At 48.0% G+C, this 12319-nt stretch carries 12 protein-coding genes; 9 read left to right on the top strand and 3 right to left on the bottom strand.

Annotation, left to right across the window (positions count from 1 at the left end; all coding sequences use genetic code 11):
- Window positions 1–43: 43 nt before the first annotated feature.
- The 6 genes from EJO50_RS08645 (at window position 44) to EJO50_RS08620 (ending at window position 5998) form a co-directional block, all read left to right on the top strand.
- Window positions 44–226 carry a hypothetical protein gene (locus tag EJO50_RS08645; protein WP_125973357.1) on the top strand — a complete coding sequence of 61 codons (183 nt, stop codon included), beginning with the start codon at window positions 44–46 and terminating at the stop codon, window positions 224–226.
- A gap of 928 nt (window positions 227–1154) precedes the next feature.
- On the top strand, window positions 1155–2024 hold the full coding sequence (locus tag EJO50_RS08640; RefSeq protein WP_125973355.1) for a dienelactone hydrolase family protein: 870 nt from the start codon (window positions 1155–1157) through the stop codon (window positions 2022–2024).
- A gap of 181 nt (window positions 2025–2205) precedes the next feature.
- Window positions 2206–2625, top strand: coding sequence for a MaoC family dehydratase (locus tag EJO50_RS08635; protein WP_125973353.1), 420 nt, complete (start codon window positions 2206–2208; stop codon window positions 2623–2625).
- A gap of 38 nt (window positions 2626–2663) precedes the next feature.
- Window positions 2664–3563, top strand: a complete 900-nt coding sequence (locus EJO50_RS08630) for a D-hexose-6-phosphate mutarotase (RefSeq protein WP_125973351.1) — start codon at window positions 2664–2666, stop codon at window positions 3561–3563.
- A gap of 25 nt (window positions 3564–3588) precedes the next feature.
- A complete protein-coding gene (ubiD, locus tag EJO50_RS08625; RefSeq protein WP_125973349.1) occupies window positions 3589–5112 on the top strand; it encodes a 4-hydroxy-3-polyprenylbenzoate decarboxylase in 1524 nt (507 codons plus the stop codon).
- Between the two features lie 70 nt (window positions 5113–5182).
- On the top strand, window positions 5183–5998 hold the full coding sequence (locus EJO50_RS08620; RefSeq protein WP_125973347.1) for a CheR family methyltransferase: 816 nt from the start codon (window positions 5183–5185) through the stop codon (window positions 5996–5998).
- 66 nt (window positions 5999–6064) lie between these two features.
- Here the strand turns inward: EJO50_RS08620 and EJO50_RS08615 are convergent, their stop codons facing one another.
- From EJO50_RS08615 to EJO50_RS08605, 3 genes are all read right to left on the bottom strand, one after another.
- The gene (locus EJO50_RS08615; protein ID WP_125973345.1) at window positions 6065–6619 is read right to left on the bottom strand and encodes a DJ-1 family glyoxalase III; all 555 of its coding nucleotides are present in this window, start codon (window positions 6617–6619) and stop codon (window positions 6065–6067) included.
- A gap of 145 nt (window positions 6620–6764) precedes the next feature.
- On the bottom strand, window positions 6765–7430 hold the full coding sequence (locus EJO50_RS08610) for an HAD family hydrolase (protein ID WP_125973343.1): 666 nt from the start codon (window positions 7428–7430) through the stop codon (window positions 6765–6767).
- A gap of 118 nt (window positions 7431–7548) precedes the next feature.
- A complete protein-coding gene (locus EJO50_RS08605; protein WP_125971449.1) occupies window positions 7549–8298 on the bottom strand; it encodes an IS5 family transposase in 750 nt (249 codons plus the stop codon).
- Window positions 8299–8454: 156 nt separating this feature from the next.
- On the opposite strand from EJO50_RS08605, the gene EJO50_RS08600 reads away from it, so the two are divergent.
- The 3 genes from EJO50_RS08600 (at window position 8455) to EJO50_RS08590 (ending at window position 12183) form a co-directional block, all read left to right on the top strand.
- On the top strand, window positions 8455–8823 hold the full coding sequence (locus EJO50_RS08600) for a YchJ family protein (protein ID WP_125973341.1): 369 nt from the start codon (window positions 8455–8457) through the stop codon (window positions 8821–8823).
- 150 nt (window positions 8824–8973) lie between these two features.
- A complete protein-coding gene (locus EJO50_RS08595) occupies window positions 8974–9621 on the top strand; it encodes a TetR/AcrR family transcriptional regulator (RefSeq protein ID WP_125973339.1) in 648 nt (215 codons plus the stop codon).
- A 12-nt stretch (window positions 9622–9633) separates the two neighbouring features.
- Window positions 9634–12183 (top strand): acyl-CoA dehydrogenase, encoded by a 2550-nt coding sequence (locus EJO50_RS08590; RefSeq protein ID WP_125973337.1) that lies wholly within the window; start codon window positions 9634–9636, stop codon window positions 12181–12183.
- Window positions 12184–12319: the final 136 nt, after the last annotated feature.

The raw sequence follows: 12319 nt of genomic DNA, 5'->3' as shown, positions 1-12319 counted from the left end.
GCAGAGACGCTAGATTTCTGTTTTAGCCCGAGGAGATATTGCCATGATGACCGTATTCAATATGGATGGAAGCATTGAGCAGGAGAGTATGGATATCCTCGCAAGTGTGAATGATGTTTTTTCATACTATCCTTTTCCACGTTTACAGTTGCTAACCGTTGCCGAGTCGCAGCTCGTCAGCCGTTCGGCAGAGTTTCAGCGTCGTTTGGTACTACCACAGCGCTGACGTGGCAGGGGGCTTGCAGACAGCGGCTCCCTTATATACTTCTTCGTGAGCTTTGGTAGGGCGATATGGTATGCAATGTCGGGAGTTATAGCATCGCAGGCCGTGATCAGTGATAAGCCGCCTGGCAGCAGTCAGAGTATGTGGGCTGTGCCAGCTGATCCGGGACCTGATGACTCGTCATCGCTTTATCGGGTACTCTGCTCGTCGATCCAGCTGGTGTGTTTAAAGTGCTCAACAATTAGCATAAAGCAGCGGGTTGCGCTGATGCCCATTCGTTATGCCCTTGATCCGAAATCATGTGTTACTACTGCTGCCAGGCCCCGGCAGGCACTATTCCCACCTTTTCTCCTAAAGCGGTTTTGCCTGCTGGCAATTATTGGCACGGACAAGAGCTATAAAATAGTATGAGCTAGCTTAACTTTGGGGTACTTTCAATTATGTTTAAGTTGGGAGGCATAGCGCGTCCAGCTTAAGCTTGTGCTGCTGCTGCTGCTGCTGCTGCTGCTGCTGGTGATTCGGAGGCGTGGGCCAGGCCAAGGCAGAGGGCGTGGCAGTATGCCTTTTGTAGCTTAATGAGACTGCTGCTTGGTGTGAAATTAAAACGAGGCCATAGAGGAGTATTGTGAGAGTTCGTAAGCTAGTTTAGTAAGACTCTGTGCTGTATGTTAGAGTGCGTGCCTTCTCCGGCTTGATGGAGTATGCGGGAGACATTATTTATATTTTGAGTTTGGAAAGTTTGTTGTAATATTGCCAAGTGGAAAATCTGGACCCTTTTATTGTTGTTATCGAAAATGGCATAGATTCAAGAGTCTGCTTGATGCACTCAGATGTGTTTAATTTGTGTTGCTGGGGGTTTTGTACTTGCCTGTGAGGACAACAGGAAAAACAAGACTTATCGTTTTGTTCCACGTTTAATTTATCAGATGCGATGCGAATTATTTACTGGTTTTACCTGCTCTGTGTGATTGCTCTGCCTGCCAGGGCTGAGCGTGTCCTGATTCCCGGAGCAGAGATCGTTTTATCTGCAAAATACTTTGCCCCTCCTTTTCCTGAAGCAGGGCCTGCTGCAGCCGTGCTGCTGTTACACGGGTGCAATGGTTTACACAGTGATGGAATTAATCCCCGCCCTGATCGCATGGCAAGTCTCTTGCAGGAAAAAGGTTATGCAGTGCTGATGCTGGATAGTTTTGGCGCGCGTGATCTACAGGAAATATGCAGTGTGCCTCTAAGTAAACGCACGCTAAGCCCTAGAATGCGTGCAGAAGATGCCCGACATGCACTGGAGTGGTTGAAAACACGTAAAGAAATTGATGGTGACCGGCTGGGGGTGATAGGCTGGTCACATGGTGCAACTTCGGTGCTGGCTTTGCTGGGGCAAAAACAGCCCTCGGTAAGGGTTGGCGTCGGTTTTTTCCCTTCTTGCAGCTCTTACCTACTTAAAGATAAATATCAGGTTACCGCGCCTCTTCTGTTGCTTGTTGGTGAGGATGATGACTGGACGCCGGCTGAACCGTGCCGTGCTCTGGTTGCACGGGCGGATCAACCAACTTTTCGATTGATTACCTATCCTGATACTTTGCATGATTTTGATAATGCGGCTTTAAAATCGGGTGAAATCACGCGTCTAACGATGGGTACATCAAGTGTTTCTGTTGCATTTAATCCTGAAGCAAGCTCTGATGCATATCGGCGCACTTTCAAGTGGTTGTCGCCTTGGCTGGATTTAAATCGCATTCCTATTGCTCCGCCATCTTCTCGTCATGGTGGTCTGGGTATGGTTAAAAATACAGGCTCTTAACGGGTTTGTTTGTTCGTGATATTCCTTTTCATGAAATTGCAACGTTTTTAGTGGTTTGCATTATCCGTGCTTACGCTACTCGTGTTTGCTCCTTTTTGACTAATCTATTTGTATCCGCTTTTTTAATTAAAAGCGGAGCCTGAAAATTAAATTTATTTAACATGTCAATGGAGCGCAATCAATGAGCTATTTCATTGAAGACTTACAGCCGGGTCAAATTGCTGAATATCGTAAAACGTTGACCGAAGCGGATATCGTTTTATTTGCCGGTGTCTCAGGTGACAATAATCCTATGCATATCGATGAGGAATTCGCCTCAACGACAAAATTTGGCGGGCGGATTGCACATGGCATGTTGAGTGCCAGTCTGATCTCTACTGTTGTCGGTACAAAATTACCGGGAGCAGGGGCCATTTATATGAGCCAGAATCTAAAGTTTTTAAAACCCGTTAGAATTGGTCATACCGTTACGGCCCGGGTGACGGTGAGCGAGGTGCTATCGGATAAGCAGCGTGTTCGCTTACTGACCGAATGTTGGGTAAAAGACGAAAAAGTAATTGATGGAGATGCCTTGGTCTGGGTGCCACGGCGTCCAACTTGAAGCTATCTTTAAGAATGACAAGTTGAAGGAGTTTATCTATGCAAGCAAGCCTTGCCACTTTGCTGGCAACCATCCCTGAGATTAGCCTGTGCTCATCTGTTGATCTTTATGGCGGAACAGGACCTGGTTTGCCTTTATTGCAAATTCAGGGGGAATCAGGGAGTGCCACACTGGCTTTGCAAGGCGCGCATTTGCTGTCTTTTGTGCCAAAGGGCGGGCGTGAGTTATTGTGGCTGTCACCCAAGGCTGTTTTTGCTGCGGGTAAGGCGATTCGTGGAGGGATTCCCCTTTGTATGCCTTGGTTTGGCCGCCGCCCAGAGGAAGGTCTACCAGCTCATGGCTTTGCCCGCAGCTCCAACTGGGATGTGAGCGAGGTAGAGATGCTGAGTAATGGTGATATCAAGGTTGTACTTGAGTTGCATGACTCAGCCGCAACACAGGCATTATGGCCTCATGGTTTTGTTTTTCGCTTAGCGCTGACGGTAGGCCGTGAGTTGAGCCTGGATCTGAGCGTTGAAAATTTAAGTGGTGCAGCCGCGCCATTTTCTCATGCTTTCCACACTTATTTTGCGGTGCCTGATGTCAAAGAGGTCGCAATTAGTGGTCTGGATGGCTGCACTTATATAAATAGCTCGCTGGAAGGAAAGCCCCGTCAATTGCAAGTAGGTGATCTGCAGGTGCAGGCACTTACTGATCGTGTTTATTTGAATGTGCCTGCCGAGCAAATTATCAAGCATGGTGCGGGACAAATTAAAGTGAGCAGCGATACGCATTGTGCAATTGTCTGGAATCCGTGGGAGGGTGCTGCAAAGATGGCCGACATGGGGCAGGATAACTATTCGGGTTTTGTGTGCCTGGAGCGTGGTGATGCATTTGATCATGCGGTATCGGTTGTTGCAGGTGGCGTTTACCGTGCCTGCATGAGTTTGTCCGAGTAATCGTCATTTTGCCTGAGTCCTATCTATGCAATATCGTGATTTACGTGATTTTATTGAGCAGCTGGAAACGCGGGGTGAGTTAAAGCGGGTGAGTGTACCTGTCTCGCCCTATCTTGAAATGACCGAAATTTGTGATCGTACTTTGCGTAGCGAAGGGCCTGCAATTTTGTTTGAAAATGTACCGGGCCATAGCATGCCGGTGCTGGCTAATTTGTTTGGCACGCCAACAAGGGTTGCTAATGGCATGGGTGCAGCAGAAATCAGCGCATTGCGTGAGATTGGCAAGACGCTGGCCTATTTAAAAGAGCCGGAGCCGCCCAAAGGCTTGCGGGATGCCTGGGATAAATTGCCGCTGCTCAAGCAAATCCTGAATATGGCGCCCAAAGAAGTTAAAAGTGGTCCTTGCCAGGAAGTGATTTGGGAGGGAGATGCGGTTGATTTGGCTCGTATTCCGATTCAGCACTGCTGGCCGGAGGACGCTGCACCGCTGATTACCTGGGGTTTGGTAGTGACGCGCGGACCTAATAAAAAACGTCAAAATTTAGGTATTTACCGCCAGCAGGTAATTAGCCGCAATCAGGTGATTATGCGCTGGCTGGCGCATCGTGGCGGCGCTTTGGATTTTAGAGAGCACGCGCTGCAAAAGCCCGGACAGCCTTTCCCGATTGCTGTCGTTCTTGGGTGTGACCCTGCCACCATTCTGGGGGCGGTGACGCCTGTTCCAGATACTTTATCCGAATATCAGTTTGCAGGCTTATTGCGTGGTTCTAAAACCGAGCTGGTGAAATGCCTGGGCTCTGATTTACAAGTACCTGCCCGCGCCGAGATTGTCCTTGAAGGGCATATTCAGCCAGCTGAGGCGGGCTTTACCGGTGTAAGTGAAGCGGGGATTTCGCTTAAAGAAGTGGGCGGCTATCTTTATGCCCTGGAAGGCCCATATGGTGACCACACTGGCTATTACAACGAAAAAGACTGGTTCCCGGTATTTACGCTGGAGCGTGTTACCACGCGTAAAGATCCGATCTACCACAGCACCTATACCGGCAAGCCACCAGATGAGCCCGCCGTGCTTGGTGTGGCGTTAAATGAAGTTTTTGTACCTATTTTACAAAAGCAATTTAGCGAAATTAGCGATTTTTATTTGCCGCCAGAGGGCTGCAGCTACCGGATGGCAATTGTTTCTATCAAAAAATCCTATCCGGGCCATGCCAAGCGGGTGATGTTTGGTGTATGGTCGTTTTTGCGTCAGTTTATGTACACCAAATTTATTGTGGTGGTTGATGACGACATTAATATTCGTGATTGGAAAGAAGTTATCTGGGCGATTACTACCCGTATGGACCCGGTAAGAGATACCACCTTGGTAGAGAGCACACCGATTGATTATCTGGATTTTGCTTCACCGATCAGTGGGCTGGGTGGCAAGATGGGGCTGGATGCTACCAATAAATGGCCGGGCGAAACCAACCGTGAATGGGGCAGAACCATTAAGATGGATGATGCAGTAACAGCGCGTGTAGATGCTATTTGGTCTGATTTGGGGCTATAACACAGACAGACAAAACTTTATTTTTTTGCACATCCCGTTTAGTTTCTGAGAAATTGATTAAAGGACTACTATGCTGCCAACGCCTTCTCGCGAATTTCAATTTACCGAGCAAGACTTTGAAAAGGTGCGTAAGTTGATTTACAACTACGCGGGTATTGCACTCTCTCCTGCCAAGCAAGATATGGTTTATGGCCGCTTAGCCAAGCGTTTGCGCGCTTTGGGTTTGCAATCATTTAATGATTATTTGCAATTTTTAGAACGGGGCAATAGCAAAGAATTTGAATTGTTTACCAATTCATTAACGACCAATCTCACTTCATTTTTTCGCGAGGCGCACCATTTTCCTATTTTGTCGGAACATTTATTGGCCCATCGTAGTGCCGGGACATTAAATGTTTGGTCATCCGCTTCCAGTACGGGTGAGGAGCCTTACAGTATTGCGATGACGGCTTGCGAAGCCTTTGATAGCATGCGCCCACCGGTTAAGGTGACTGCAACCGATCTAGATACCAATGTGCTGGAGACAGGGCGTACCGGTATTTATGCCGGGGAAGAGGTCGAGCGTATGGGGCCGCAAAGGGTAAAGCGTTTCTTTGATAAGCTGTCCGACGGGCGCTATCAGGCTAAGCAAGAGCTGCGCGACATGATTAGTTTTAAACGACTTAATCTGGTGGACACTACATGGACGATCCGTGGCCCGTTTGATGTGGTTTTTTGCCGCAATGTGATGATTTATTTTGATAAGCCAACACAGCTTAAAATTCTCGAGCGTTTTGCGCCACAGATGAAGTCTTCCGCTCTATTAATAGTGGGCCATTCGGAGAATCTTTATCATGCGGCAGAGCTGTTTAAATTGCGTGGTAAAACGGTTTATGAATTAGTTTGAATTCGTGTATTTACTTCCAAAAGCCTGCATTTTTTTATGCGGGTTTTTTTATGGGCAGGCAGGTATTCAGGCAAAGAGCATTTCTTTGATAAGTTTTTGTGAGATAGCTTCTCCTTTTAGCTGGCGAACCAGTTCAAAAGCGAATGCTGCCGCTGTGGCAGGGCCGCGGGAGGTAGTAATCAGGCCGTCCACCACCACATCATCAGATTGTATGTTTGCACCGGCCTTGATCAAAGCTTCTTCACAGCCCGGATAGCAAACTGCATTAATTCCATGCAGCAGGTTTGCTTTTGCCAGAATCATCGGTGCTGCACAGATGGCGGCAACAGGTTTACCTGCGGCAAGGTGTTGCTGTAAACGCTGGTGTAATGCTGTGCACGCGATCATAGCCTGTGTGCCTGCTCCGCCACCGGGAAGTACCAGCATCTGCGTGTGGCTACTGTCGGCTGTGGGCAGATCAATGTCGGCCTTAATCGTGATGTGGTGTGCTCCTGTAACAGCCAGTTTACTATCAATGGAAACAAGGCGAGTGCGAATATCAGCCCGGCGTAAAATATCTGCTACCGTGACAAGTTCTATTTCTTCAAAACCGGATGCTAGAAAGAGGTCAACCTGATTCATGCATTCTTCCCTTAAGATGGATTGTATTTTGGGCAACCGATTTTGAGCGGTCATTAAGGATTCTATTTTTTTATTTTGAGTTTGCAAAAAGAAATGGCCTGAATGAATCAGGCTTTTTTTTGGGTTTTTTTTTAAGTATGGTGGATTAAACCGTCAGTATGAGTAAATCTCTGGCCTCTGATAGCGAACCCAGGATCGGGATGTTGAGGGCCAGAGAATGGAGTGATGGCGGGCGCAGATCCGGAATCATAATAATTTTGCATCCTGCCTGATGAGCTGCCTGTACGCCAAAATCAGAATCTTCCAGCACGATGCAAGCTTCCGGTGGCAGATGAAAGGCTGCCGCTGCTTTTTGATAGATTTCGGGAGCTGGTTTGGGGTGGGTGACTTCATCACCACAAATGGCAAATTCGAAACGGGACCAGATACCTGCTGCCCGTAAATGATGTTCGGCAATACTGCGGCGGGTAGAAGTACAGACCGCTTTGGGAATGTGCTGAGCTTCCAGCCAGTCCAGGATCTCCGTGAGGCCAGGGCGATGCGCAATGGGTTCTTGGGTACGCTCCATATAAAGGGTATGGCAGGCAGCGCGCAGTTCTGCAATGGGGGCATGGCTGCCTAGGTGTTCCTGCAGATAAATATCTGTTTTTCCAGAGTGCATGCCGATCATGCCGATGATCAAAGCCCGGGGCATGTCTATGTCCAGTGAAGCTGCCGCGATGGCCCAGCATTCAACACCGATGCTTTCGCTGTCCAGCATCAGTCCGTCCATATCAAACAAGGCTGCCTGGGGTTTGGATGTCAGATACATAGAAGGGCTCTCTGCGTAAAAAAGGAGTCTATGTTACGCCAGAGTACAGTCTGCGGGGCTATGTATTATTACGGCAACATTTGAAGATAGAGCTTATTGCCTAGGGTCTGTTGACGTTTCACATCGGTAGCCATAAAAATGCGCACGCCATGGCTATGACACTTTCATAATTTCGCTTCAACTTGTCATATCGGAATGCCACTGCGCGGTAATGCTTCAATCGCGCAAAAGCATTCTCGACCAAATGTCGATAGCAATACAGCCCACGATCTAGATCCACATTCCCTTTGATTGAATTACGTTTTCTGGGAATCACTGATCGCGCACCCTGCGCAGAAATCAGTCCTCGAAGGTACTCACTATCGTACCCCTTATCTGCGATGATCACTTCGGCTGAAGGCAGTTGGGCAATCAGCTCTGGGGCGGCAGTACAATCATTAATCTCGCCTCCGGTAATTTCGAAGGCAATCGGCAAACCATAAGCATCTACCGCCAAATGAATTTTGCTGGTGTTCCCTGCACGGCTTTTGCCAATCGCTTCAGATTGATCGCTGGCCGCCCCGGCGCTGTGTTGATGCGCCTTGGCATAGCTACCATCAATGAATACCCATTCAAAATCGGGGTCGATCAGTAAGGCTTTGAAAATATTGAGCCATTTCCCAGCTACAGACCAAGCATTAAAGCGTTTATAGACTGAATTCCATTCACCAAAGGCGCTGGGTAAATCCCGCCACGGGCAGCCAACGCGCATGCGGTAAAACATTCCTTCGACGGTAATTCGTAAATCAGGCTTGTTGTAAATGGTGTGTTGAAGCAGAATCTTTTCTAGCTTCGACCAAAGCTCGTTACTGAGCATTAATCGGGGCATCGCAAACCTGTAGGGGAAATGGTGTAGGAACCTGAATTCTGCGGGTTTGCATCCGTCATTGCATGACTTTAGCTTGAAACGTCAACAGACCCTAGTATGATGCGCCAATATTTTTTCGTATGAGTATTTTGGACGGGAGTTGTGAAGGTGAAAGATGTGAATTGCCCCTGTGATAGCGGGCGGGTTTATGCCAAGTGTTGCGGGCCTTTTCATCAGGGGCTTGCTGCAGAGACTGCTGAGCAATTAATGCGCTCACGCTATAGCGCGTTTGTGCTGAATTTGTACGATTACCTGATGAAAACATGGCATACCTCTACCAGGCCTGTAAGCCTTGCCGATGAAGAGCCGGTGCGCTGGCTGGGCTTGAAAGTTAAAAACACTCAGTCCGATCTTTTACACGCTGAAGTAGAGTTTATTGCGCGTTATAAAATTGCTGGAAAAGCTTGGAAATTACATGAAAAGAGTTGTTTTGTTTTTGAAGATAACTCTTGGTATTACGTTGATGGTGATATTTTAGAAAGTTAAAAGAAAGTAATGTGTTGTATTGATAGATCGAAACGCTAGGGGTTTTCCATTATTTTTGTGTCTTGGCTTGACATAGACCTCAACTTCTTATAATTTCAAACGGTCGTTTGAAATTGTCCTAAATCAACTACACCCAGCAGGAGTTGTAACGTGGTCGAATCGGTCAAGGCACAAGATACAGCAAACCGCATTTTAGATGCAGCCGAGCCTCTTTTTGTTGAGCATGGCTTTGATGCCACGTCCATGCGCATGATTACACAATCGGCCCGGGTCAATATTGCCGCGGTTAATTACTATTACCACTCTAAAGACGGTTTATTTCGTGCGGTATTTGAACGCCGGGCCGAGCCATTTGCCCGGTTGTTATTGGGTAAACTCGAAGAATTAGAGCAAAACATTGCAATTCCAACTGCAGATCAAATTGCAGAAGCATTTGTAATGGCCTCTTTAGAAATGGGAAGAAATCCACAATACGGCGGTTTATTATTTGTACGCCTGGTGGCTCGTACTTTTGTCGAGCCTCACCCGGAATTAAAAGCAACAATGCCACAACGATATGGTGAATTAACCCGGCGGTATTTAGCAGCATTAGGGCGGGCTTTACCACATTTATCTGAATTAGAAGTGCAATGGCGTTTTCATTTTTTATCCAGTGCTATGTTTAATGCATTCGCTGGTAATAATGTTTTACGTTTATTTACCGAAAGCTCACTCGTCAATGCCCGAGATCCCGCATTGGTGGTTCGAATGTTAATGCCTTTTATCTGTGCTGGCTTGAATGCGCCAGCTGCCCAATAACTGGAGACGGTCATGACTAACGTATTGCTACATCTATTACCAATTTTTGGTGCGTTTTTGCTCCTTGCGTACTGGCGCGCTCCACTTTGGCTTAGTTCCCTATTGTTTTTAGCGGCGACTGCTATAGGGGTTAAAACTTCGGCGATGTCGGTCAGCATTTTAATTGTTGTTGCTGTGGTGCTGGCACTGATCAACATTAAATTGATCCGCCGCGCTGTTTTAACCGGCCCGATGTTTAGTGTGTTTCGTAAGATTACACCAGCCATGTCACAAACCGAGCAAGAAGCGGTTGATGCCGGTACGGTATGGTGGGATCGTGATCTGTTTTCGGGTAAGCCAGATTTCGATCGCCTGCATGCGATTCCGCAAGCTGTTTTAACACCAGAAGAGCAGGCTTTCCTTGAAGGCCCGACCGAGCAGCTTTGTGCGATGCTGGATGACTGGAAAATCTCTACCCAGCATAAAGATCTGCCGCCTGAAACATGGCAGTTTATTAAAGACCAGGGTTTCCTGGGTATGATCATCAAGAAAAAGTACGGCGGTAAAGAGTTTAGTAACACCGCACACGCCCGTGTCGTTACCAAGATTGCTACGCGCTCCGGTTCTGCAGCTGTGTCGGTGATGGTGCCAAACTCACTAGGGCCTGGCGAGCTGCTTCAGCACTATGGCACGGATGAGCAAAAAAACTATTACTTACCTCGTCTGGCCAAAGGAATAGATATTCCCTGCTTTGCATTAACGAGCCCTGATGCAGGATCGGATGCAGGTGGTATTCCGGACTTTGGTAAGGTCTGCCGCGGTAGCTATACCGATCCGCGTACCGGTATTCATCATGATAATGTGCTGGGTATTCGCTTAACCTGGGAAAAGCGTTATATCACACTGGGTCCGATCGCAACGGTGCTCGGTATGGCATTCAAGCTTTACGATCCCGAGCATCTTTTGAGTGATAAAGAAGACATCGGCATCACCTGTGCGCTGATTCCTACCGAGCATGAAGGTGTGCATATCGGCCGCCGGCATTATCCGGGTACGGCTGTGTTCCAAAATGGTCCGAACTGGGGTAAGGATGTATTTATTCCGCTGGACTGGGTAATCGGTGGCAAGGATTACGTTGGCCAGGGCTGGCGCATGCTGGTTGAATGTTTATCGGTAGGCCGCTGTATTTCTCTGCCTGCAATGTCGGTAGCGTCCGGCATGGTGTCCTCGTACACCACCGGTGCTTACTCGCGTATCCGTAATCAGTTTGGTTTATCGATCGGCCGCTTTGAAGGTGTGGATGAAGCACTGGGCCGTATCGGTGGTATGACTTACCAGATGGATGCTGCACAGCGTCTGGCTTTGTCTGGCCTGGACATGGGCGAAAAACCATCTGTATTGTCCGGTATCCTGAAATATCACAATACCGAGCGCATGCGTAAGGTGATTAATGATGCAATGGATGTGCATGGTGGTAAGGCCGTTTGTACCGGCCCGCGTAACTATCTGGCCGGTGCTTATGGTGCGATTCCGGTGGCTATCACGGTTGAAGGTGCAAACATCTTAACCCGCAGCATGATTATCTTTGGTCAGGGCGCAATTCGTTGCCATCCTTTTGTACTGACTGAATTACGCGCGGCAATGAATAAAGATTTGCCTGCGTTTGATACTGCAGTGATTGGCCATATTGGCTTTGCCGTATCCAATGCGGTGCGTGCTTTTGTAATGGGCTTAACCGGCGCCAAATTGGTAGGCTCGCCAAAATCCGGCGCAATGGCTCAGCGTTATCGCAATGTGGTTCGTTTCTCTTCTGCCTTTGCATTTCTGGCTGATATGGGGATGGCCTCATTGGGTGGCAGTCTGAAGTTCCGCGAAAAACTATCGGCGCGTTTGGGCGATATGTTGTCGGGCCTTTACATTGCGACTGCAGCGTTAAAGAAATTTAACGATGACGGCGCACCTAAAGAAGACTTGCCACTTGTGGCTTGGGCCGTTGATTCGGCACTTTATGATTGCCAGGTTGCAATGGATGGCTTTATGGCCAATCACCCAAGCCGTGCACTGGCGTTTTTGATGCGCAGCTTGGTGTTCCCGCTGGGCCTGAGCTTGAAAGCTGCAACAGATCGTGATGGGACTAAGATTGCCCGTTTGCTGATGGAGCCATCAGCAGCGCGCGATCGCCTGACCCAGTATATGTATCGCTCTAAAGACGAGAGTGATTCTGTAGGGGTGCTGGAGCATGCTCTGAAAGCGGTGATTGATACTGAAGCGCTGGAAGGGAAACTGCGTAATGCACAGCGTAAAGGCAGTCTAAAGAGCATCACTGCTTCTGAACGCCTTCTGGAAGCACAAAGCACTGGTTTGATTTCTGCAGCGGAGTTTGCTGAGGTAGAGCGAGCCCGCCGCCTGCGCCGTGAAGTGATTATGGTGGATGATTTTGATTCAACCTTAAGCACTTCTGATGACAATGCTATTCATCGCGATATTTTGAATCAGGCTTTCGTCAGTAATTACGCGGCATCAGCTAAGCCCGTTAGTCAAGAAAGTGTAAAAATAGCAACAGAAATACCTTCAGTATCGTAAAAAAGCAGGGGGATTTCATCTTCTGATGAAATCCCTAATGCGCCAAAACAGACGTTTGAATAAAAATAAGTTTGCGTTATTATTTGAAACCTAAGTTAAAACGGCTCCGGAACTACAGGTATAAGTAGGGGGAGTT

It is taken from the genome of Iodobacter ciconiae, assembly GCF_003952345.1.
GTDB lineage: Bacteria > Pseudomonadota > Gammaproteobacteria > Burkholderiales > Chitinibacteraceae > Iodobacter > Iodobacter ciconiae.
This window is presented reverse-complemented; position numbering and strand designations above follow the sequence as displayed.

What these genes read in the sequence shown, in the direction of transcription:
- EJO50_RS08645 (WP_125973357.1), top strand. Translation starts at nt 44, where the DNA reads ATGATGACCGTATTCAATATGGATGGAAGCATTGAGCAGGAGAGTATG.
- EJO50_RS08640 (WP_125973355.1), top strand. Translation starts at nt 1,155, where the DNA reads ATGCGAATTATTTACTGGTTTTACCTGCTCTGTGTGATTGCTCTGCCT.
- EJO50_RS08635 (WP_125973353.1), top strand. Translation starts at nt 2,206, where the DNA reads ATGAGCTATTTCATTGAAGACTTACAGCCGGGTCAAATTGCTGAATAT.
- EJO50_RS08630 (WP_125973351.1), top strand. Translation starts at nt 2,664, where the DNA reads ATGCAAGCAAGCCTTGCCACTTTGCTGGCAACCATCCCTGAGATTAGC.
- ubiD (WP_125973349.1), top strand. Translation starts at nt 3,589, where the DNA reads ATGCAATATCGTGATTTACGTGATTTTATTGAGCAGCTGGAAACGCGG.
- EJO50_RS08620 (WP_125973347.1), top strand. Translation starts at nt 5,183, where the DNA reads ATGCTGCCAACGCCTTCTCGCGAATTTCAATTTACCGAGCAAGACTTT.
- EJO50_RS08615 (WP_125973345.1), bottom strand. Translation starts at nt 6,619, where the DNA reads ATGAATCAGGTTGACCTCTTTCTAGCATCCGGTTTTGAAGAAATAGAA.
- EJO50_RS08610 (WP_125973343.1), bottom strand. Translation starts at nt 7,430, where the DNA reads ATGTATCTGACATCCAAACCCCAGGCAGCCTTGTTTGATATGGACGGA.
- EJO50_RS08605 (WP_125971449.1), bottom strand. Translation starts at nt 8,298, where the DNA reads ATGCCCCGATTAATGCTCAGTAACGAGCTTTGGTCGAAGCTAGAAAAG.
- EJO50_RS08590 (WP_125973337.1), top strand. Translation starts at nt 9,634, where the DNA reads ATGACTAACGTATTGCTACATCTATTACCAATTTTTGGTGCGTTTTTG.